Here is a 22,790-nt window from a genome sequence, read left to right as displayed (position 1 = left end):
GTTTATTTAGCTATCCATCGATAAGCGGATTGTTTATCCTTTTGAATCTGGTCAATCAAAGCTTCCTTGGATTCAAATTTTTTCTCTTCCCGTAAATAATGAAGAAATTCTATTTTCATCTTTTTCTCGTATAAATCATCTGTTCGGTCTAACAGATGGACTTCTAAACGATCCTGTCCCCCAGGGTTATTAAAAGTAGGACGAATTCCTATATTCATAATCCCCATAGCAACCTCTTGCTCAAAATAAGCTTGCACAATATATACTCCACGCTTTGGTATAAAGAAAGGATTCTCGAGTTCAATATTTGCTGTAGGGAAGCCTAAGAGACGACCTCGTTTATCCCCATGAACTACTGTCCCAGCAATCGAGTAGTTTCTGCCTAAAATCTCCCGAGCAACGTGGACATCTCCCTCTAATAATGCTTGCCGTAAGCGAGAACTGCTAATAGTTAGCCCTTCAGACTGAATTGCTTCCACAATTTCTGCTCGGAATTTTCCTTTTCCAAGTGCAATTAAGTCTTCTGCTTTTCCAGAAGCATTTTTACCAAAAGTAAAATTAAACCCTGTAGCTACTCCTTTTACTTGTAGAGGGTCAAGAATTTCTTGTACAAATGCCTTTGCTGTAAGCTTAGCAAAAGTATGATCAAACCTCATCACATAAGTACATCCCACTCCTAATTCTTGAAAAAGTGCTAGCTTTTCAGGCAGCGGAGTGAGATAGCGAGTAATTTGGGCTAGTCCAAGAACTTCACGTGGATGAGGAAAAAAAGTCATGACTGCTGGAGTTACTCCCAGCTCTTCAGCTAGCTGATTTGCACGAGTAATCACGGCTTGATGGCCACGATGAACCCCATCAAAATAGCCAATAGCAAGCGTTGTAGGCAAGCTGATCTGTTGTTCTAACGGATAAGATAAATGAATCACTTCCATTTTAGCTGTCCACATCCCGAAATACTTTTTCTGGCTTCGCCTCCTCTTTATCACAGCGATAAAGAGCGCAAAAGCGACCTGATTCCGTATATATCCGTACGAGTGAGCTTATCATAGGAGGCTCTAACTCTAAAAACCAACCATCTAACACCCGCCGTTCATCCTCATCAGAAACGATTAAGCTAGGGAACTGTCCTAAAACTTCATCGATTGAATATAAAACAGTTTCCCATGTTCCGTTCTCTGCCACTGTTTGTAGCTCTTTCAGAGTAAAACAATCATCAATATGAAAAGGACCGCTGTTTATTCGAACGAGTGACATCATATGAGCTGGGTAGCCAAGAGCCAAACCTATATCTACACACAATGTACGAATATAAGTCCCCTTGGAACATTGTACATCAAAGTCAATCTTTAGATATTCTTCATCATTATGGATTTGTGTATAGGTTAACTCATAAATGGTCACTTTTCGTTTAGGGCGGTCTATTTCTTTTCCTAAACGTGCCAATTCATATAAGCGTTTCCCTTTCACTTTTACCGCTGAATACATCGGTGGAGTTTGTTCAATAACTCCTTGAAAGCGCTCAAATACCTGCTGAATTGCTTTTTCTGAAACATTCCTTACAGGAATTTGTTCAACAATTTGACCTGTTTGATCTTGCGTATCAGTAGAAATTCCTAACATCATGGAGCCTTGATATCTTTTAGGAAATGACTGTACATATTCCGCGATTCGTGTTGCTTGTCCTAGACAAATAGGGAGCACGCCTTCCACCTCGGGATCAAGCGTGCCTGTGTGACCTACTTTCTTTTGTCCAGTCAATCTCCTGATCTTCCCGACAATATCATGGGAAGTGTACCCTTTTGGCTTAAAGACAGGGATAACACCATGGAGTGCCATCATTGGTCACACTCCCGTTCCACAGATAAATAGGCTAAAACTTGCTGCAAGGCTTGTGACAAATCAGTATGAATCGTACAACCGGCTGCCCGTGCATGTCCACCTCCGCCAAATGATTTGGCAAGCTTTCCTACATCGGTCTTGGTTCGCGAACGAAGACTTACTTTTACCAATTGGTCACCAACCTCACGGAAGAGAATTCCTACATCAACACCTACAATATTACGAGCATAATTGACTATGCCTTCCATCTCTTGGTCCGGCCCTACATCCTCTCGCTTCAATACCATCCAAGCCACTTCACCATTTGCTGAAACTTGCAAGGTAGATAATGCTTTTTTCAATAATCGAAGTTGGTCTAGTGTTGTACTCTCTAACACAATATCGGCAATAACATGTGACTCAATACCTAGTTCAACCAATTGTGCTGCTTGTCTAAAAACCTTGGGAGTTGTATTAGAATAACGAAAACCGCCTGTATCCGTTAACAACCCCATATATATTGAAGTAGCCAAGGGTAAATCCCATTTAACATTCATAAACTCGATCCAATCAAATAAAATCTCTGCTGTAGCCGCAGCAGTTGGAACAACAATATTGATCGTTCCAAATTGATCATTGGTTGCATGATGGTCAATATTCAGTATCTGAACATCTCGGGTAAACAATCGGGAACACTGCCCCATTCTTGCCTGATCTGCTGCATCAAGGGCAACAACATAGCGAAATTTCTCGGAGATGTTATCTGGTAAATAGATATCTTTGGCTCCTGATAAAAAATGAAATTTTTGTGGGATGGGTGATTCATTCACCATTGTTACTTTTTTACCTAAAGAGCGAAGAAGATGCCCAGCTGCAAGGGTTGAGCCGATAGCATCTCCATCTGGGTGAAGATGAGATAAAACCAAAAGTTGATCTGCCTCTTTTATAAATTGAGTAGCATTATCAAAGTTATGCATTTTAATCAATCTCCGGCTTCACTTCATCGAGCAATCGATTGATATGTTCACTATGCTCTAGGGATTCATCCATAACAAACTGAAGATCAGGAATATATCTTAATTGGACACGACGTCCGATTTCCGAACGAATATACCCTTTTGCCTTATCTAAAGCCACTAATGTTTGTTTCTTTTCATCTACTGGTCCTAGAACACTAATATATACTTTAGCGATTTGTAAATCCCCACTCATTTCGACCGAAGTCACTGTAACAAAACCAATCCGTGGATCTTTTAATTCTCGTTGTAATATACAGCCTAACTCTTTCTTGATCTGTTCGCCCACACGACTCACACGAATCCGAGCCATCATAGACTCCTCCTCATTGCATTACATATATGTTAAATCTGTGTTGATGATTTCTAAACCATCGGTTTCTTCCAGCAGTCGTAGTGCTTGCCTGAGTTCACTTTCTAGTATCTGTTTATTACTCCCAACTCCTACGACTGCAAGAATGGTCCTTTGTCGATCATCTTGTTGACCTACCTCTGAAACAGCTAAGTTAAATTGATTACGAATACGAGTAAGTGCACTTTTTATGACCCGACGTTTATCTTTCAAGGAGGTGGAGCTGATCACCCAGCCTTCACATTCCAATAAGCCAACAATCACCTTACTTGCGCTCCACTTCTTCGATGACATAAACTTCAATGACATCTCCTTCTTTAATGTCATTGTAATTCTCAATCGTTAAACCACATTCATAACCTTGAGCAACTTCCTTCACATCATCTTTAAATCGTTTTAAGGTATCCAGTTTCCCCTCATGAATGACTATTCCATCTCGAATGAGACGAATATGACCATCACGAACTACTTTTCCTTCGGTCACATAACACCCTGCAATCGTTCCTACTTTAGAAACTTTAAAGATTTGGCGGACTTCCACCGTTCCTACGACTTTTTCTTCAAACTCTGGATCTAGAAGCCCTTTCATGGCAGCTTCAATCTCTTCAATCGCATTATAAATAACCCGATGTAAGCGGATATCCACTTTTTCTTGTTCGGCCATCACACGTGCATTGGGTTGGGGACGAACATTAAAACCGATCACAATCGCATTGGATGCAGAAGCCAAAATAATATCTGACTCTGAGATCGCTCCGGCACCAGTATGAATGATTTTCACACGAACCCCTGCAACATCAATTTTTTCAAGCGATCCTTTAAGTGCTTCAGCTGAACCTTGAACATCGGCCTTAATAATTACGTTTAACTCTTTAATCTCGCCTTCCTGAATCTGTTTAAATAGGTCATCCAGGGTTACACGACTCATTGCACCGCGTTCTTCTTCTTTTTGTTTTGCTTCTCTTTTCTCAGCAATTGCTCTAGCTTTTCGTTCGTCCTCAAAAACCATAAATGGATCCCCTGGGTTTGGAACATCCGATAAGCCTAATATTTCCACAGGTGCCGAAGGAGGTGCTACCTTTACTCGACGCCCCCGATCATTGATCATCGCTCGAATTTTACCGAAGTAATTACCTGCAACAATCCCATCGCCTACTTTGAGCGTACCATTTTGTACAAGAACAGTTGCAACTGCTCCACGAGCTTTATCCAATTCCGCTTCGATCACAACACCACGCGCTCGTTTATTTGGATTCGCTTTTAGCTCCTGTACCTCTGCTACAAGAAGAACCATCTCGAGTAAATCATCAATTCCTTCTCCCTTTATTGCAGAAACAGGTACAAAAATAGTATCTCCACCCCAATCTTCTGCAACAAGTCCATGTTCTGTTAGCTGTTGCTTAATACGATCAGGGTTTGCATCTGGCTTATCCATTTTGTTTATAGCAACAATAATTGGAACTTCTGCTGCTTTCGCATGGTTAATGGCCTCAACTGTCTGAGGCATGACACCATCATCAGCAGCTACAACGAGAATGGTAATATCTGTTACAGTTGCTCCACGAGCCCGCATCGTAGTAAAAGCTGCATGGCCAGGTGTATCGAGAAAGGTAACTTTCTTTCCATTTGCTTCTACTTGGTACGCACCGATATGTTGGGTAATTCCTCCAGCCTCACCTGCGGTAATATTGGATTCCCGAAATCGATCGAGTAAAGTAGTTTTCCCATGGTCAACGTGTCCCATGATAGTAACAACAGGAGGGCGCTCAATTAAATCTTCGGGTGCATCGACTTCTTCCACTTCTTCAAAATTAGACTCGTCGACCTCTTCTTTATAGTTCACTGTGACATTAAATTCATCCCCAATCAAGGTCATCGTATCGACATCGATTTCTTGATTGATCGTCGCCATAATTCCTAACATAATTAGCTTTTTAATTACTTCAGATGCTTCTTTACGCAAGAGTTTAGCAAATTCACCTACAGTAAGAGGTCCTGATACTTCAATCTCTTTTGGTAAAACAGGTGCTTGTTTTTCCTTGATAACTATTTCTTTTTTATCTTTCTTGTTACCACGTCTCTTTGGATTGGAAGGAGAAAAGCTTTTGATTGTCTCATCTTTAAATTTAGAATGATGGCCTTTCCCTTTGCGATCCTTGTCTTTCTTATTACGACTTTCATTTCGTTCTACAGCTTTTTCAGGTGCTACAATCACTTTTTTCGTTTCTGTAAGTCCTTTCGATTGAGGCGGTTTATTCGCATTGTTTCTCTGATTATTTCTACCTTGAAAGTTTTTACTTCCTCTATTTCCTTGCTGTGTACGGTTTCCTTGCCCTTGCCCCGTGCGCTTTTCTTGCCCTTGCTGTGTTCGTTTTTCTTGACCTTGCCCTGTCCGATTTCCTTTACCTTGCTGGGTTCGGTTATTGTCTGAATGACGTTGTGGACGGCTTCCCCTTGATTCTTGCGTCGATTTCACGCTTTTCTGTTTCTTCTCTACCTGCATATTTTGCTCCTTATTTTTTGGTGCAGAATTACCTTCTCTATTTTGTTTCATATATTGCTCCACTTTCTTTAACATTCCCTCATCCATGACGCTCATATGATTATTTACTTTCACATGAACTTGCTCAAGGATATTTAACAGTTCCTTACTGCTAACATTAATCTGCTTGGCATATTCATAGACTCGTATTTTGGTCAAATACATTCACCTCCGTTTAGCTACTGAACGAGTTGTTGGATCATTTTAGCGAAACCGAAATCTGTCACCGCAATCACAACTCGCTCTGTTTTACCTATGGCGTTCCCCAATTCTTGCCTAGTACCAAAACGGATCATTGGAACTTGATAAAATTGACATTTGTCGCTTATCTTTTTTTCAGTATTTCTCGCTGTATCAGTTGCTAAAATAACGATCTTCGCTTTTTTAGATCGGATCTCACGAATCACTAGATCTTCTCCAGAGATAATTTTTCCTGCTCGCATAGCTAGACCCAATGTATTCAGAAGCTTATTCATTCAGCTTTTCCCTTTATATATTCTCTAAGTTCTTCATAAATACTAGAGTCAACTTGGACTTTTAAAGCCCGGTCGAGTGCTTTTTTCTTTTGGGCCAACACAATATACTCTTCCTTAGCACAAAGATAAGCTCCTCGTCCGGATTTTTTCCCTGTCGGATCAATTACGACTTCATTTTCTGGGGTCCGAACTACGCGAATCAGCTCTTTTTTTGGAAACATCTCTTGTGAAGCAACACATTTTCTCATAGGAATTTTGCGTTTTTTCATTCCCCAGATACCTCCTCCTACATCAGCAAAAAGGTGGTTTAGTTTTCATCTACATCAGAAGGCGTACCCTCTTGATCATAATGCAAAGAGGTATTCTCCTGATCATCATGTGATGTTACCAACACATCATTCTCTTTTAAGGATTCTGATTCACTCTTGATATCAATTTTCCAGTTAGTCAACTTTGCTGCCAAACGAGCATTTTGTCCTTCTTTTCCAATCGCCAAAGACAATTGATGGTCGGGAACTACCACTCGTGCCGTTTTCTCGTCTTCAAAAATGGTAACGGATAGAACTGTTGAAGGACTTAATGAATTAGCAATCCACTCTTCGATATTATCAGACCACCGGACAATATCGATTTTTTCCCCTTTTAGTTCACTTACCACTGTTTGCACACGCATACCACGGTGACCTACACATGCACCGACTGGGTCAACATTTGCGTCATTTGAATGAACAGCTATTTTCGAACGATGTCCAGCTTCCCGCGCAATAGAACGGATCTCTACAACACCATCGAAAATTTCTGGGACTTCTAACTCAAACAGTCTTTTGAGCAATCCTGGATGAGTACGAGACACAAAGATTTGGGGTCCCTTTGTCGATTTTTCCACTTTCGTGATAAACACTTTTACACGATCACCATGCTTAAATCGTTCGGTTGGCATCGTCTCAGAAAATGGGAGCATAGCTTCAACTCGCCCAAGATCGACATAATAATAGCGATTATCTGATCGTTGTACAATTCCTGTTATAATATCTTCTTCACGATCGATAAAATCCTGATAAATGATACTACGTTCAGCTTCACGAATACGCTGCGTTACAACTTGCTTCGCTGTCTGGGCAGCAATCCGTCCAAAGTCTGCAGGCGTCACTTCGATCTCTACAATATCTCCCAATTGATAAGAAGGATTTATTTCCCGCGACGCATCGAGGGAGATCTCTAAGCGTGGGTCCAACACTTCTTCTACTACTGTTTTACGTGCAAAAACACGTACCCGCCCTGTTTGTCGATCAATATCTACACGCACGTTTTGTGCTGAATGAAAATTACGCTTATAACCTGAGATCAGTGCTGCTTCAATTGCCTCAATTAAAATATCTTTACTTATTCCCTTTTCCTTCTCTAGCTGTTCAAGGGCCTCGATGAACTCGACATTCATCGGTCCTTATCCTCCCTTCGCATTAAAAGACAATAGCTAACCGAGCTTTTGCAATCTTCTCCAGTGGAAGATCTAGCGAACGACCGTTCACCTCTACAGTTAGATATTCTTCGCCATAGTAAGTAAGCGTGCCTTCAAACACTTTATTTTCTTCAATCGGTTCATATGTAGAAATATGAACATATTTACCCACCGCTTTTCGAAAGTCTGCCGGCTTCTTTAGTGGTCTTTCCGCACCTGGGGATGAAACTTCTAATATATATGCCCCTGGTATTGGATCAGTTTGATCGAGTACTTCACTCAACTGCTCACTTACCCGGCTACAATCATCTAAGTCGACTCCTTTCTCTTCCCGGTCGATAAAAATACGCAAAAACCAATTTTGTCCTTCTTTAATAAACTCTACATCGACTAATTCTAGTCCTTCTGCCTGTAAAATAGGCAAAGCTAATTTTTCCACCGTTTCAATGACTTGGCGGCTCAAACAAACTCCTCCTTCATTTGCATCGAAGCAAATGCAAAGAGTGGGCCACAAAACCCACTCTTTCTAAACTGAAATATCTACCTAAAGTATAACCAAGTTGATTATATCACAATCATAAAAGAGCTGGCAACGATTCATGAAAAACGTTATTCTTTATCATTATGAATCGAGATGTACGATTTTTTCTACCTAATATATTTTCCATTTTTTGCCACATTTTTTGCATTCCCAATAAGTCCCTGTATAATATACTTGCCTACCCTGACAATATGGACATAACCGATATTTATAAACATCTAGTTGCTTAGATAGATGAACCTTTTTTTGAGAATTGGCCATCTACATCCCTCCCCGGGATTACTTACTACTCATTCTAGTGGTAATTATATGCACTTATTCGGCAACATTGATTATCCAAAAAATGTTTATATAGGAGTCGATAAGCAATAGTATGTTTGAAGAAAATTAGCAGATACCTGGTTAAACAACTCGGTTTTAAAGTTTTAAATCCAACCCGTGTATTCTTCCCATTTGTTTTTACATCGTTCACACTCAGCTAAGTTACCGACTCTATAAATGTGTTTGTATCCACAATTTGGGCATTCATCGTAATTTTTTACTTCTTTTTCTTCTTCTTTCTCTCTTTTTCTCCAAATCATACTATCCTCCTCTCTATATAAAACGGTTAGGTGATTATTTTACTGACTAGTATAAATATTATACAAAAATAGGCTGCGCATGTCAAATTAATATAGAGTTATTATTTATAATTTTATATTTTATTTTCATATAATATCTATATTGTTAACTACAGTAATTTTGTTCATTTTTTTATTTAAATTTCATTTGTAAAAGGGAATATATAAAGAAATTTAGTATTAAAAAAAGTATATCTTTTCATAGAGGAGGTTTCGCTTGCCTATCAAAAACGACATAGCCTACATTTTTAGAACGAATGTCATTTTTTTGTGGCACTTTGTAAGGTATTCCATCATTTAATAAACAGGTTTATAAAAGTTAAGTACAATTTAAAGCTTGAGGTCATCTTTCTAAAATTTATTTTTTGTATATTGGAGGTATTATTAGTTTTTAGTCAAATATATTCTTGGTCGTTATTTTGAAATAATCTAGGGAGGGGAAAAGTTTTGAGAAAATTTTTTTGTGTCTTATTTATTATCCTATTTGTTGTTTTATCAAATTCTCTTTTTTCTAATATCACTACTGAAGCTAAAAATAATGATGAGCGTAAGCAGGTGACAGCTTTGCGTAAAAAACCTTCAGGTAACTGGTGTGGAAAAGATGATTTTACTCCAAATTCTACACGAAAAATGAATTACTTTAAACCAAAGAAAGAATTTAAATTTAATCTAAATAGCGTCGCTAAAGCTCAAGCATTTGATAAATATAAGTTTGAACGTGAATCAAGGTTGTGTTTTGTCCCATTTACAGTTGCTAAATATGTCAATCACTCAAAAACAACAGTAACACATACTTTTGAAGAATCAGCAGAAAAATCAACAACATATAACACAAGTATCGATGCTGGCTTTCAAGAGGCATTTAGAGCTGCAATGGGGTATTCTTCCACAAACACTGTGAAACGATCATGCAAGTTCGAGGTAAAACTAAGGCCTAATCAGTCAGTAACATTAGAAGCAGCGCCGTCGATCATGGCAATTGATGGAACATGGTCATATATGTCGGGTAGTAAAAAAGTAACCACTTATTATCCAACGTATATAACTTGGATAACCAAGTAGGGCTCTTCAATTTAGGAAAGGAGTGTGATTCTTTTTGTCGTTGCGAAATGATTATGTAGTGATTTTAATCATCGTTGTAGGACTAATCACAGGTTGCTCAAAACCAGTTGTAATGGAAAGATCTACACAACCAATGATGACCTTCGTTAAAAATGAATCATCTTACGAAGCTTATCTGGGGAATGAATCCAAGGAGGATTCAATTGATTCATTTTATTTAAATTTAGCATTTAACCATACTCCTGACATAACTTTTGACTCAAAGAAAATAGGGGTTGAATTATTACCCAAAACCAATATTGTTCAGCAAACTTCTGTTTCATTAGAAGAAAATCCACCACAAGGAAAATTAAAACAAAAAGCACTTAGTATACGACTAAAAACTAATCAGTTAGGAAAGCATGTTTTTACTCAGATTAGAATTAACACGGAACAACATAAAAAAGTCTATGATTTAGGGAAAATTCGTGTTCAAGTAAGGAGAGGTTCCTTTTCAGGTATAACAGTTTTAACCGAAAGTGCAGGTGTATTTCCTCATTCCAAGCCTCTGATCATTGCACTACGGAATGCAAATGATCATTCAGTTAGCATTAAAGGTATTTTACTGAACAATCCGAATATACAGTTTAATCATGAGCATATAAAAGTAGGTCACTCCTTTAATCAGGCATTTCCACCACTAGGGTATGAACTTAAACCGAATGAAACTCTACCAATTAAAGTAGACTGGAAAGTTCAACTTCCTGCGAATCAAACCATCAATATGGAAGCTCGCCCTTTGGTAGTAACTCAATATAAACAAAGGTTGGAATATGCAGGAATTCCAAATATGATTTTTAGAAATGATTTTTAATGAGTAAGTTTGAAAAAACGACATCTCTTCTATCAATTAGGAGATGTCGTTTTTTTATTAGATCACTGATCTGCTTTTTGTAACCAGTTTGGTAAATCTTTAAGCACATCTTCATGAGCAAGCTCTGCGCTTTCTCCAGTACGGCGCAGTTTTATCTCTACCATTCCTTCACTTGCTTTCGCACCAACAGTGATTCGAACTGGAATCCCCATGAGATCTGCATCTTTAAATTTCACACCCGCACGTTCAAATCGATCATCAAAAAGTACTTCAATGCCCGCTTTCGTTAATTTTTCATATAAACCTTCAGCAATCGTAGCTTGCTCATCTTTTTTCATATTGACGGCAATCAAATGAACGGCGAATGGTGCGACATTAATTGGCCAAATCATACCATTCTCATCATGATGTTGCTCAATGATTGCAGCCACTAAGCGTGAGATTCCAATTCCATAACATCCCATGATGAAAGGTTGCTCTTTTCCATTGGCGTCGAGGAAGTTGGCATTCATCGCTTCACTATATTTCGTCCCTAACTTGAAGACATGACCGACTTCAATTCCGCGCTCAAATTGGATCATTCCACCACAACGCGGACAAGCATCTCCTTCTTGAATCTGACGAATATCCGCATACTGATCTACAGTAAAGTCACGCTTGGGTTGAACATGAACCAGATGAGTATCAACAAGGTTAGCTCCCATAACACCATCTGCAATCGATTGAACTGCTTGGTCCGCAATGATTTTTACTTTTTCCTTTAATCCAACCGGACCGACAAATCCCGTTTCTACTCCTGCAATCCGTCGCACCGTTTCCTCATCGGCTAGTTCACATACACTAGCATCTAAAAGATTTTTTACTTTTACTTCATTCACCTCATGATCACCACGAACCAACACCAGGACAGGTTCTTCATCTACGATAAAGAATAAACTTTTGATAAACTGATTAGATGGTAAGTTTAAAAAGCTAGACACATCTTCAATGCTTTTTTTGCCAGGTGTATCCACTTTTTCAGGAGCTGGAATTGAGGATTGTTCATGAGTCTGCTCTTTGTAAATGACCTCTGCCATTTCGATATTAGCTGCATAGTCACAAGCTTCACAGGTCGCAATCGTATCTTCTCCAGCATCTGACAAAACCATAAACTCATGAGTTCCTTTACCCCCAATGGCTCCAGCATCTGCTTCGACTGCTCGGAAGTTAAGACCTAGTCGGGTAAAGATATTAACATAAGCTTGGTAGAGCTCTTCATAAGTTTGATCTAGCGATTCACGATCTGCATGAAAGGAATAAGCATCTTTCATTAAAAACTCGCGACCACGAAGTAACCCTGAACGTGGTCTCTTTTCATCACGAAATTTCGTTTGAATCTGATACAAAGTCATTGGAAGCTTTTTATATGTATTGACTTCACCGCGAACGAGATCAGTGATGGTTTCTTCATGGGTTGGTCCTAAAATAAAATCACGACCATGACGATCTTGAAGTTTGACAAGTTCAGGTCCATACGTATTGTAACGCCCAGATTCTTGCCATAATTCTGCTGGATTGAGAGCAGGCATAAGTAACTCTTGTGCTCCAGCACGATTTAACTCGTCTCGTACCACGTCAATAATTTTTTGTAGTACGCGTTGTCCAAGAGGTAAAAAACTATAAACACCAGCTGCAACTTGGCGCATATATCCTGCTCGGAGAAGTAGTTGATGGCTAATCATTTCTGCTTCAGAAACAGTGCGTAATGTTGGTATTAGTGAAGTTTTTTGTCTCATACCTATCCCTCATTTTCTACTTGAGCCTACAAATAGTGAACGATTCGTTACTTATGGTTCAAAGTAACGAATCGCTATAACTGCATCTGCTTTAAGTGAAAAAAACTTTCATAATATCGTTATACGTAACAACTAACATAAGAACCATGAGTAAAGCAAAACCAGCTAGATGAACTAAGTTCTCTTTATTTGGATGGATGGGTCGTCCGCGAATCGCCTCAATCCCAATAAAAATAAGTCGGCTGCCATCTAATGCTGGAATGGGTAATAAGTTGAATATAGCTAAGTTTAAGCTTAATACAGCAGTCCATTGAATTAAAGGATCTACGCCTTTTTTAGCTATTTTACCAGTCATATCCCCCATCTGGACAGGACCTGCTAGACTTTTGACTGAAACCTCTCCTGTGATCAATTTGACAAAGCTATCTAAAATCAAAATACTCCAGTTATACGTACGCTTAAATCCATCAGAAATCGCTTCGATGATGCTTGGCTCTCTATAATGCTGCACAGGTACGACCCCGATCAAATAAGTATTATTTTCCATTTTGGGAGCGATTTTCAATGGATGTCTTTGACCATTCCGCTCAATCATGATCTGAACTGGATTTCCTTTTGATTCTTGAATCTCAGAAATAAGCACTTGTGAAGTTGCTTTTTCACCATTGATTTCTGTAATGACATCTTTATTTTTTATACCAGCTCGAGCAGCAGGTGTATCGGTTAAAACTTTGTCTACAACCAGTTTTGATTCAATCCCTATTTGAAAAGCGAGTACAATAAATAAAACAATCGTTAAGAGAATATTAAATAACGGCCCCGCAAAAATAGCCATTGCTTTTTGACCCACTGTTTTAGAACCAAACTGGCGATCTAGTGGAGCTATTTGGACTTGATTCTTGGGATCATAATGAATGAATGCTTGGCGATCAAGAGAATACTTCGTCTCTTCTCCATATTCATCTTGCAGAATGATATAACAGTCTTTCTCCATGTCGATTTCAATAACTCGACCAACCACAAGGGGCTTTTCCGTCTGTGGATCATACAAATAAACATGATCGAGATGATCTTGCTCATTCTTCATTGCATAGATAAGCGTCCCTGTCTTAATCTCAACCATTTCCGGGTCCTCACCGGCCATTCTAACATAACCACCCAGTGGTAATATCCGAATGGAGTACAGTGTTTCTCCGTATCTCTTGGCAAAAATTTTGGGACCAAATCCAATGGCGAATTCACGGACTAAAATCCCTGCACGTTTAGCAAATAAAAAATGGCCTAGTTCATGAAAAAAAACAAGCACACTTAATACAAGAATAAAAACCAAGATTGTTTGCATATTTGACTTCTTCACCACCCTGCTATAATGGCAAGACTTTGATAGGGATTGCCTTCTAAAATTCGCTTACCGTCTTTGAATTTATTTACATCTCCTTGCTCTAAGAATCTCTTATCCTCATTGATTGTATACAAAAACGACTCGCTTTTTAGACTAGGCATAATCAAAATGTTGAATCCCAAAATATAGCATATTTTTATTTACACATGGGCTATTTTTATCTTTTTAGCAAACTCTCTTGCCCACCGATCTGCCTCTTCAATTTCAGATAAAGAGGGATGCGGTATCCATTGGTGGGATGACAATGCTTCCTCAACCTTGTGCTCAATAGCTAAAAACGGAATCTCGCCAGCCAAGAACTGCTCTACCGCGACTTCATTGGCTGCATTTAAGACTGTTGGCATGGTTCCACCAGCTCGTCCAGCTTCATATGCCATCTTTAAGCATGGATATTGAACAAAATCAGGCTTACGAAAATCTAACCGCGATATCTGCACAAAGTCAAGCGGTTCACCAGATAATGGCAAGCGTTTAGGATAAGATAGAGCATATTGAATTGGTACTTTCATATCTGGCGATCCTAACTGAGCCATGATAGCTCCGTCATGAAACTCTACCATTGAATGAATAATACTTTGTGGATGAATAAGTACCTCAATCTGTTCATAAGGAAACCCAAATAGCCAGTGAGCCTCCATTACTTCAAGCCCTTTATTCATTAAGGTTGCCGAATCTACTGTTACTTTTGGTCCCATCGACCAATTTGGATGTTTAAGTGCATCAGCAGGCGTCGCATTGACTAGTTGTTCTCGTGACCAGTCACGAAATGCTCCACCTGAAGCTGTCACAATTAATCTCTGAACATCTTGTTTCCTTTCCCCATTTAAACACTGAAAAAGAGCGGAGTGCTCACTATCAATAGGTAAAATAGGGACGCCTGCTTTCTTGGCAGCTTCTGTAATAATATGACCTGCTGTTATTAACGACTCTTTATTTGCTAAACCAATCTTTTTTCCAGCTTGAATAGCTGCAAGTGTAGGTGCAAGCCCCCTACTTCCTACAATCGCTGAAACAACAAAGGTGGCTTCATGGTAAGTAGCAACTTCTAGTAAACCTTCTTCCCCATAAAGTACTTGAATGGAGTCATCTAAGGCAAAACGAACTTTTTCTGCTGCCTCTTTGGTTGCCATTGATACTACCTTGGGTCGATAGGCTTTGGCTTGTTTGATCATTTCCTCAACATTCGTACCTGCTGCTAGCGCTACCACAGTAAACTCTTCTGGATGCTGCCGAATGACTTCAAGAGTATTTGTTCCAATCGACCCTGTAGACCCTAGAATGACTACCTTTTCTGACATCCCCTTTACTCCCTTCAAACAATCTCTAGTAGATGTAGAATAATAAATGTAAATAACAGACTATCAAATCGATCTAAGATCCCGCCATGACCTGGTAAAATGGTTCCTGTATCCTTCACACCTGTCGTTCGCTTCCAAGCAGATTCAATTAAATCTCCAACTTGGCCAGAAAATGAAATAACAAACCCCAATAAAATCACAGCAGGTAAGGTTCCGAGTTTAGGGAAAAACTGCAAAACGATAATACTCATTATTACCCCAAACACGAGACCGCCAATTGATCCTTCAACAGTTTTATTTGGACTGATATCAGGCCAAAGCTTCTTTTTTCCAAAACGCTTTCCCAAAAAGAGAGCTCCCGAATCTGTTGCCCATATCACCAAAATAATTAGCAAAGTCAATGCCAAACCATCCGTTCTCCAGATGGTCTGAATCATATATGCAAAACCATAACCTATGTATAATGCCCCGACGAATAAATAAGCCATCTGGTGAATATCAAATTGGTTCCTTGTGAGTACAATTAAAATTAAAAACAGAACCAATGCAAAATTAATTAATTTTAAATCTCCAAAAATAGGAAAGGATGGTAGAGGCAACTGTTGATCGAGTCCTGTTGTAAGAATAAGTAACCAAACAAAACCCAATCCAATAATGACTTGAAACTGTTTCCAGCTTAAGTCTTGCATCCGACAAAATTCTAAGTAAGAAATGGTGGCTAAAATGATAAGACCTGCAGAATACCACCAATTCCCCAACCACAAGAGAAAAAGAAAACCGGCTGCCCCCAACACCCCCGTAAGAACTCTTTGCTTCATTATCTTCTTAACCCCTGTCTTTCTTACACTGCTCCATATCGACGAGAGCGATGTTGGAAGTCATTAATCGCTTCATAAAACAGTATATCGGTAAAGTCAGGCCATAATGTATCAGTGAAAAACAGCTCACTATAAGCCAACTGCCACAATAAAAAGTTACTTATACGAATTTCACCACTGGTACGAATAATTAAGTCTGGATCAGGTAAGCCACATGTAAGCAAATAACGATTCATCAACTCTTCATTAATGTCGTCTTTATCAATATTTCCTTTTTTAACATCATCTATGATATGATGAATGGCGCGAAGAATTTCATCACGCGAACCATAATTAATCGCAAAGTTAATGATAAGGCCTGTATTATTTTTCGTTTTGTCTTCAAACTCTTCCAATGCTTTTTGTGTAAACGAAGGAGTTTTTTCTTTTTCACCTAATATTTGTACCTTCGCATTTCGGTCAATCAGTTCTTGCAAGTCAGTCTTTAGAAATTTAACTGGAAGCTTCATTAAATAATCAACTTCTTCTTTAGGGCGCTTCCAATTTTCTGTGGAAAATGAGTAGAAAGTTAAGACTTTTATCCCAATTTCATCAGCAGCTCGAATAATATCACGGACTCTTTTCATACCGGCTGCATGCCCTGCTGTTCTGATTAAACCACGTTTCTTTGCCCAACGACCATTGCCATCCATAATGATCCCGATATGTTCAGGAATCGGGTGCTTACGAATCTCCTCTAATAGTTCACTTTGTGTTAACCCACTATTTCCTCCTGAACCCATCCAACGTTTAAAAGATTTAAGCATATTCCATTCCTCCGGAACTAACTAGCTCTTTTTGTATATCTAGTATATTACAACTGAGCTTATGCAAGAAATAGGTTATGTAGCTGGAAAACCCCCTCACTTGTCGAAGGGGTTTTAACCCAATTATATGCACCTAAATCTCCATAATTTCCTTTTCTTTTGCTTGGACAACATTATCTATTTCTTTAATAAAGCGATCTGTTAGTTTTTGTACTTCATCTTGTCCTCTACGAGCTACATCTTCCGGAACTTCACCATTTTTTTCAAGCTTTTTTAGTTCGTCATTTGCATCTCTACGGACATTTCGAATGGCAACTTTCGCCTCTTCACCCGTTTTACGTGCCAGTTTCACCAGTTCACTACGTCTCTCTTCGGTCAGAGCTGGTAAGTTAATACGAATTACACTTCCATCATTCGATGGTGTAAGCCCTAACTCCGATTTCAAAATCGCACGTTCAATTTCCGCTAGAGCCGATTTATCCCATGGCTGAATAAGTAAAGAGCGCGGATCTGGAGTAGAAATATTGGCTAACTGGTTAATTGGCATTTCACTACCATAATATTCAACAATGACTTTATCTAGTAATGCAGGATTTGCCCGACCGGCACGAAGTGATGCCAAGTCTTTTTTCAATACTTGAATGGCTTTTTCCATCTTATCCTGTGCTTGCTTTTTAATCTCATTTACCATTTGAAACACTCCCTCTTACTACAGTTCCAATATGTTCTCCCAGAGTTACACGTTGAATGTTTCCTTCCGTGGAAATATTAAAAACAATTAAAGGAATATCATTATCCATACATAAGGAAGCAGCAGTTGAGTCCATAATTCCCAAGCCTTGATTAAGTACATCTAAAAAGGTTAATGTGTCATATTTATGTGCACTTGGGTCTAAACTAGGGTCTGCACTATAAACACCGTCTACATTATTTTTCGCCATCAAAATCACTTCCGCTTCGATATCAGCGGCTCGAAGTGCTGCTGTCGTATCAGTGGAGAAAAATGGGTTTCCGATCCCAGCTGCAAAAATGACAACACGCCCTTTTTCCAAATGACGGATTGCTTTTCGTCGAATGTAGGGTTCAGCAATTTGCCGCATTTCGATGGATGTTTGGACACGGGTAGGTACTCCGATGGACTCTAATGCATCTTGTAAAGCGAGGGAATTCATCACTGTTGCCAGCATTCCCATATAGTCTGCCGTTGCTCGGTCAATACCTTTAGAAGCCCCAGAAATTCCTCTCCAAATATTACCGCCACCTACGACAATCGCAACTTCTACACCTAAATCTACCACTTCTTTGATTTGCTTGGCGATGGAGGAAATTACTGCTGACTCAATACCATATCCCTGATCTCCTGCTAGAGCTTCACCGCTTAATTTTAATACAATCCGTTTATATTTTGGAGTGCTCATACCATTCCTCCATTTCTACCAATAGGGCTTATATTCTCTGCAAAAAAAGGGAACACAGGTTAGTGTTCCCTATATGTTTGCCTTTCCCGTTACTTCTTCACTTGCGCCATAACTTCTTCTACGAAGTTATCTTGGCGCTTTTCAATTCCTTCACCTAATTCATAACGGACAAAGCGACGAATGGAGATGTTCTCACCAATCCGTGCAATGTGCTCTTTAACGAGCTGGTCAATCGTTCTATTTTTGTTTTCACTCGTATTTTTAATAAACACTTGCTCTAATAAACAAACTTCTTCGTAGTATTTATTTAAACGACCTTCTACAATCTTCTCTACTACTTTTTCAGGCTTTCCTTCTTTAAGAGCTTGTTCTTTTAAAATAGCACGCTCTTTTTCAACTTCTTGTGCAGGAACTTCTTCACGACGAACATATTTTGGATTCATCGCAGCAACTTGCATCGCAACATCTTTAACTAAAGATTGAAACTCTTCCGTATTTGCAACGAAGTCTGTTTCACAGTTCACTTCTACCAACACACCGATACGGCCACCCGCATGTATGTATGATCCTACAGCTCCTTCAGCAGCGACACGGCCTGCTTTTTTAGCAGCTGAAGCCATTCCTTTTTCACGTAGGTATTCAATCGCTTTTTCAAGATCACCATTGGTTTCTACTAAGGCTTTTTTACAATCCATCATGCCAGCGCCTGTTTTTTCACGTAGTTCTTTAACTAAAGCGGCTGTTACTGCCATATTGTTTCCAACCTTTCATTCAATTTACAAATTTTACTATTTTTGTATTTACCCTATGTTTATAAAAGGGTGGCTAAGATCAAACTTGCCACCCTTTCTCATTTTCTTAAGAAGCGGTGTTTTGTTGCTCGCCTTGTCTACCTTCTAAAATTGCATCAGCAATTTTTGCAGTAAAGAGACGAACAGCACGGATGGCATCATCGTTACCAGGGATAACATAATCCACTTCATCTGGATCACAGTTGGTATCCACAATCGAGATGATTGGAATATTCAACTTGCGTGCTTCTGCTACAGCGATACGTTCTTTGCGTGGATCGATGATAAAAATGGCATCAGGTAATTTTTTCATATGTTTGATGCCGCCCAAGAATTTCTCCAGACGTGCTTGTTCTTTTTTCAGCAAGATCACTTCTTTTTTAGGAAGAACTTCAAAAATACCATCTTGTTCCATTTTCTCTAATTCATGTAAACGATCGATCCGTTTACGAATGGTTTGGAAGTTGGTTAAGGTTCCACCAAGCCAACGATGGTTTATATAAAACATGTCACAACGCTCAGCTTCTTCTTTTACAGCTTCTTGTGCTTGTTTTTTCGTTCCAACAAATAAAACAGTAGCATCTTGGGTTGCAAGCTCACGAACGAAGTTATAAGCTTGCTCCATCATTTTAACGGTTTTTTGCAAATCAATAATGTAAATACCGTTACGTTCTGTAAAAATATACTTGCTCATTTTTGGGTTCCAACGGCGTGTTTGGTGTCCGAAATGAACCCCTGCTTCTAACAATTGTTTCATCGTTACAACTGCCATCGATTAATCCTCCTTGTGGTTTTCATCCTCCGCTGAATTCATCAGGAGTCAGAGACCGAACAAGTCGGCACCGTCTGCTACCAATCCTTCAGCGTGTGTGCTCTTTACACCAATCACGAATATACCATAAACCGTAAGCATTTCGCAAGCATTTCCAGTAAATTAAGAACGATGCTTCATTAAAGCAGGAATCAGCCGGTCATTTAAAGTTTTGATGTAGGTTCCTTTCATTCCAAGAGAACGTGATTCGATTACACCAGCACTTTCTAGCTTCCGCAGCGCATTAACAATAACCGAACGGGTAATACCTACACGATCAGCAATCCGACTGGCAACAAGCAATCCTTCTTTACCATCAAGCTCTTCAAAGATATGTTCAACTGCTTCAAGCTCACTATATGATAGAGAGCTAATCGCCATTTGAACTACAGCACGATTACGCGCTTCCTCTTCTGCTTGCTCTGCTTTCTCACGTAAAATTTCCATTCCTACTACTGTTGCTCCATATTCAGTCAATACCAAGTCATCATTGGTAAACTCTTGATCAAATCGAGTAAGTAAAAGGGTTCCTAAACGATCTCCTCCACCAATGACTGGGACAATGGTAATATAGCGATGTTGGGCTACTTCATTCAATTGCCTTGTAAAATCAAATGGACTCTTTTCATCCAAGTTATGCTGTGTATTTCTAAATTCCAACAGCAGTTCATTATACATTTCAGGAATCTTGCCTTCGCGAAGTGCCCAGTTGTTAATCTCATCATCTGCATACTCTTGGGCAACACCAAAGCCAAGCACCTTTCCTTTTCGGCTCACAACATACGTATTACAGCCGATAATATCTCTTAATACTTCGGCCATCTCCATAAAGCTAACTGCTTGTCCCCCAGTTCTTTGCAACAAACGATTGATTTGTCTTGCTTTGTCTAATAATATCATGACTGGGTAGCCTCCTTCCAAGTCTATAAAATATATTGACTTAAATCTCGATCTTCTGCAATATCCGCTAAGCGTTCGCGAACATATTGGGGTGTAATCACAAACTCTTCCAGTTCAATATCGGGTGCCTCAAATGAAAGCTCCTCTAGTAAACGCTCCATAATCGTATGCAATCGACGTGCTCCGATATTTTCAGTACCACTATTCACTTTGGCTGCAAGACTAGCTAATTCCCGAATCGCTTCATCGGTAAAGGAAATATGAATATTTTCCGTTTCTAAAAGTGCTGTATATTGTTTAATCAAGGCACTTTTCGGTTCTGTTAAAATCCTGACAAAATCATCTGCTGTTAGATCTTTTAATTCTACACGAATTGGAAAACGACCTTGCAATTCAGGAATTAAGTCTGATGGCTTTGCAACATGAAACGCTCCCGCAGCCATAAATAAAATGTGATCTGTTTTAACGGGCCCATATTTGGTCATGACGGTAGATCCTTCTACAATCGGCAGAATATCTCGCTGCACGCCTTCTCTTGATACATCAGGCCCTTGTCGATCTTTGCCTGCAATTTTATCAATCTCATCGAGAAAGATAATTCCTGATTGCTCGACCCGCTCTAATGCATCTTGAATGACCTGATCCATATCGATTAGTTTTTGACCTTCTTCCTGTGTGAGCACCTCCCGTGCTTCACGAATAGGTAAACGGCGTTTTTTGGTTCTTTTCGGTAAAAATTGTCCTAATACCTCTTGCATATTCATGCCCATTTGTTCGGCACCTGTCCCAGCAAACATATCAAACATGGTTGGAGCCTGCTCTTCGATCTCGATCTCAATTACTTGATCTTCTAATTCCCCAGCGTTCAATTTTTGTTTAACTTCACGCCGTCTTAAAGCAACTTGCCCTTGTTCATCAGAATCAGAACTACTTGGGGTTTGCTTATTATTTTGTGAGAACAACATTTCGAATGGGTTTTTAAAATGACTCGTCGTTTTTTTAGCAGGTACCAAAATCTCTACAATTCGATCGTTTGCTAAAGCACGTGCTTGGCTTTTTACACTTTCCAATTTCTCCGATTTAACCATACGGATCGCTGTTTCAACCAAATCACGAATCATCGATTCTACGTCCCGACCAACATAGCCAACCTCAGTGAATTTGGTGGCTTCCAATTTAATAAATGGCGCTCCAACTAACTTGGCTAAGCGACGAGCTATCTCTGTCTTACCAACTCCTGTTGGCCCGATCATCAAAATATTTTTCGGTACGACTTCGTCTTTTAGCTCTTGTGATAATAAACTTCGACGATATCGGTTACGGAGAGCAATGGCCACTGCTCGTTTAGCCTGATGTTGTCCGACGATATATTTATCGAGTTCAGCAACAATCTGTCTAGGGGTCCATTGTTCAGAATTTTTACCTACGCTAGCCAAGATTATACCTCCTCTATGATGATTTGATTATTTGTAAACACACAAACTTCGCTAGCGATAGTAAGAGCAGCCTTGGCAATATCTCTAGCTGACATATGATCCGCATAGCGTTGAAGTGCTCTACCAGCAGAAAGAGCGAAGCTCCCACCTGAGCCAATCGCTAAAATGCCATCGTCTGGCTCAATGATTTCTCCATTTCCCGAGATCAAAAACATCTTTTCTTTATTTAAAACGATCATCATCGCTTCTAAACGCCGAAGTACTTTATCTGAGCGCCATTCCTTAGCAAGTTCGACAGCAGCTCTCGCTAAATTACCTTGATATTCCTCTAGCTTCATCTCAAATTTTTCAAATAGAGTAATCGCATCGGCAACGGAACCTGCAAATCCAGCTAAAACCTCTCCGCGATATAGACGCCGAATCTTTTTGGCTCCATGCTTCATAACCATTTGATTGCCAAAAGTAACTTGACCGTCCCCTGCAATTGCTCCTGCTCCATTATGACGAATGGCAAAAATCGTCGTTGCATGAAACTGTTGCAATGTATGTCACCAGCCTCTCATCTGCTCTTTCGACCACACGGTCATGGTATCACA

Annotated in this window: 26 protein-coding genes; 2 read left to right on the top strand and 24 right to left on the bottom strand. The window is 39.4% G+C overall.

Annotated features, from left to right (window positions below; all coding sequences use genetic code 11):
• Positions 1 to 2: 2 nt before the first annotated feature.
• From DL897_RS04900 to DL897_RS18135, 12 genes are all read right to left on the bottom strand, one after another.
• The gene (locus tag DL897_RS04900) at positions 3 to 947 is read right to left on the bottom strand and encodes a bifunctional riboflavin kinase/FAD synthetase (protein ID WP_240627271.1); all 945 of its coding nucleotides are present in this window, start codon (positions 945 to 947) and stop codon (positions 3 to 5) included.
• Positions 934 to 1,839 (bottom strand): tRNA pseudouridine(55) synthase TruB, encoded by a 906-nt coding sequence (truB, locus tag DL897_RS04895; protein WP_240627270.1) that lies wholly within the window; start codon positions 1,837 to 1,839, stop codon positions 934 to 936. The genes DL897_RS04900 and truB overlap by 14 nt, the downstream gene beginning before the upstream one ends.
• On the bottom strand, positions 1,836 to 2,795 hold the full coding sequence (locus DL897_RS04890; protein ID WP_113658021.1) for a DHH family phosphoesterase: 960 nt from the start codon (positions 2,793 to 2,795) through the stop codon (positions 1,836 to 1,838). The genes truB and DL897_RS04890 overlap by 4 nt, the downstream gene beginning before the upstream one ends.
• Before the next feature lies 1 nt (position 2,796).
• Entirely contained in the window at positions 2,797 to 3,147 is a 351-nt protein-coding gene (gene rbfA / locus DL897_RS04885; protein WP_113658020.1) for a 30S ribosome-binding factor RbfA, read from the bottom strand.
• Between the two features lie 21 nt (positions 3,148 to 3,168).
• Positions 3,169 to 3,480: a DUF503 domain-containing protein gene (locus tag DL897_RS04880; RefSeq protein WP_240627269.1), complete on the bottom strand. Its 312-nt coding sequence runs from the start codon at positions 3,478 to 3,480 to the stop codon at positions 3,169 to 3,171.
• Complete coding sequence (infB, locus tag DL897_RS04875; protein ID WP_420824107.1) at positions 3,452 to 5,887, bottom strand: translation initiation factor IF-2; 2,436 nt, start codon at positions 5,885 to 5,887, stop codon at positions 3,452 to 3,454. The genes DL897_RS04880 and infB overlap by 29 nt, the downstream gene beginning before the upstream one ends.
• Positions 5,888 to 5,907: 20 nt before the next feature.
• Entirely contained in the window at positions 5,908 to 6,204 is a 297-nt protein-coding gene (locus DL897_RS04870; protein WP_113658017.1) for a YlxQ family RNA-binding protein, read from the bottom strand.
• Positions 6,201 to 6,473 (bottom strand): RNase P modulator RnpM, encoded by a 273-nt coding sequence (gene rnpM, locus DL897_RS04865; RefSeq protein ID WP_113658016.1) that lies wholly within the window; start codon positions 6,471 to 6,473, stop codon positions 6,201 to 6,203. The genes DL897_RS04870 and rnpM overlap by 4 nt, the downstream gene beginning before the upstream one ends.
• A 38-nt stretch (positions 6,474 to 6,511) precedes the next feature.
• Complete coding sequence (nusA, locus tag DL897_RS04860; protein ID WP_113658015.1) at positions 6,512 to 7,642, bottom strand: transcription termination factor NusA; 1,131 nt, start codon at positions 7,640 to 7,642, stop codon at positions 6,512 to 6,514.
• 22 nt (positions 7,643 to 7,664) lie between these two features.
• Positions 7,665 to 8,126 carry a ribosome maturation factor RimP gene (gene rimP, locus DL897_RS04855; protein ID WP_113658014.1) on the bottom strand — a complete coding sequence of 154 codons (462 nt, stop codon included), beginning with the start codon at positions 8,124 to 8,126 and terminating at the stop codon, positions 7,665 to 7,667.
• Positions 8,127 to 8,315: 189 nt separating this feature from the next.
• Entirely contained in the window at positions 8,316 to 8,465 is a 150-nt protein-coding gene (locus tag DL897_RS18140; RefSeq protein WP_168188646.1) for an eL43 family ribosomal protein, read from the bottom strand.
• A 164-nt stretch (positions 8,466 to 8,629) separates the two neighbouring features.
• Entirely contained in the window at positions 8,630 to 8,785 is a 156-nt protein-coding gene (locus DL897_RS18135; RefSeq protein WP_168188645.1) for a hypothetical protein, read from the bottom strand.
• A gap of 486 nt (positions 8,786 to 9,271) precedes the next feature.
• On the opposite strand from DL897_RS18135, the gene DL897_RS04850 reads away from it, so the two are divergent.
• Both DL897_RS04850 and DL897_RS04845 read left to right on the top strand, forming a co-directional pair.
• A complete protein-coding gene (locus DL897_RS04850) occupies positions 9,272 to 9,886 on the top strand; it encodes a hypothetical protein (protein ID WP_113658013.1) in 615 nt (204 codons plus the stop codon).
• Between the two features lie 34 nt (positions 9,887 to 9,920).
• Positions 9,921 to 10,739 (top strand): hypothetical protein, encoded by an 819-nt coding sequence (locus DL897_RS04845; protein ID WP_113658012.1) that lies wholly within the window; start codon positions 9,921 to 9,923, stop codon positions 10,737 to 10,739.
• A gap of 62 nt (positions 10,740 to 10,801) precedes the next feature.
• On the opposite strand, the gene DL897_RS04840 is transcribed toward DL897_RS04845, so the two are convergent.
• From DL897_RS04840 to hslV, 12 genes are all read right to left on the bottom strand, one after another.
• Positions 10,802 to 12,514 carry a proline--tRNA ligase gene (locus DL897_RS04840; RefSeq protein WP_113658011.1) on the bottom strand — a complete coding sequence of 571 codons (1,713 nt, stop codon included), beginning with the start codon at positions 12,512 to 12,514 and terminating at the stop codon, positions 10,802 to 10,804.
• A 91-nt stretch (positions 12,515 to 12,605) separates the two neighbouring features.
• Positions 12,606 to 13,856: an RIP metalloprotease RseP gene (gene rseP / locus DL897_RS04835; protein WP_113658010.1), complete on the bottom strand. Its 1,251-nt coding sequence runs from the start codon at positions 13,854 to 13,856 to the stop codon at positions 12,606 to 12,608.
• Between the two features lie 200 nt (positions 13,857 to 14,056).
• Positions 14,057 to 15,214, bottom strand: coding sequence for a 1-deoxy-D-xylulose-5-phosphate reductoisomerase (locus DL897_RS04830; RefSeq protein ID WP_113658009.1), 1,158 nt, complete (start codon positions 15,212 to 15,214; stop codon positions 14,057 to 14,059).
• 14 nt (positions 15,215 to 15,228) lie between these two features.
• Positions 15,229 to 16,032 (bottom strand): phosphatidate cytidylyltransferase, encoded by an 804-nt coding sequence (locus DL897_RS04825; RefSeq protein ID WP_113658008.1) that lies wholly within the window; start codon positions 16,030 to 16,032, stop codon positions 15,229 to 15,231.
• A 23-nt stretch (positions 16,033 to 16,055) separates the two neighbouring features.
• On the bottom strand, positions 16,056 to 16,838 hold the full coding sequence (locus DL897_RS04820) for an isoprenyl transferase (protein WP_113658007.1): 783 nt from the start codon (positions 16,836 to 16,838) through the stop codon (positions 16,056 to 16,058).
• A 133-nt stretch (positions 16,839 to 16,971) separates the two neighbouring features.
• Positions 16,972 to 17,529 carry a ribosome recycling factor gene (frr, locus tag DL897_RS04815; protein WP_113658006.1) on the bottom strand — a complete coding sequence of 186 codons (558 nt, stop codon included), beginning with the start codon at positions 17,527 to 17,529 and terminating at the stop codon, positions 16,972 to 16,974.
• Entirely contained in the window at positions 17,519 to 18,256 is a 738-nt protein-coding gene (gene pyrH / locus DL897_RS04810) for a UMP kinase (protein ID WP_113658005.1), read from the bottom strand. The genes frr and pyrH overlap by 11 nt, the downstream gene beginning before the upstream one ends.
• An 89-nt stretch (positions 18,257 to 18,345) precedes the next feature.
• Entirely contained in the window at positions 18,346 to 19,008 is a 663-nt protein-coding gene (tsf, locus tag DL897_RS04805; RefSeq protein ID WP_113658004.1) for a translation elongation factor Ts, read from the bottom strand.
• 106 nt (positions 19,009 to 19,114) lie between these two features.
• Complete coding sequence (gene rpsB, locus DL897_RS04800; protein ID WP_113658003.1) at positions 19,115 to 19,819, bottom strand: 30S ribosomal protein S2; 705 nt, start codon at positions 19,817 to 19,819, stop codon at positions 19,115 to 19,117.
• 162 nt (positions 19,820 to 19,981) lie between these two features.
• The gene (gene codY / locus DL897_RS04795) at positions 19,982 to 20,758 is read right to left on the bottom strand and encodes a GTP-sensing pleiotropic transcriptional regulator CodY (RefSeq protein WP_113658002.1); all 777 of its coding nucleotides are present in this window, start codon (positions 20,756 to 20,758) and stop codon (positions 19,982 to 19,984) included.
• A 23-nt stretch (positions 20,759 to 20,781) separates the two neighbouring features.
• Positions 20,782 to 22,194 (bottom strand): ATP-dependent protease ATPase subunit HslU, encoded by a 1,413-nt coding sequence (gene hslU, locus DL897_RS04790; RefSeq protein WP_113658001.1) that lies wholly within the window; start codon positions 22,192 to 22,194, stop codon positions 20,782 to 20,784.
• 2 nt (positions 22,195 to 22,196) lie between these two features.
• Positions 22,197 to 22,736, bottom strand: coding sequence for an ATP-dependent protease subunit HslV (gene hslV / locus DL897_RS04785; protein WP_113658000.1), 540 nt, complete (start codon positions 22,734 to 22,736; stop codon positions 22,197 to 22,199).
• Positions 22,737 to 22,790: the final 54 nt, after the last annotated feature.

Origin of the sequence: Thermoflavimicrobium daqui, from assembly GCF_003313465.1 — a bacterium.
Lineage (GTDB): Bacteria > Bacillota > Bacilli > Thermoactinomycetales > Thermoactinomycetaceae > Thermoflavimicrobium > Thermoflavimicrobium daqui.
Note: the sequence above shows the minus strand (reverse complement) of the source record. Positions and strands in the feature narration are given on the sequence as shown.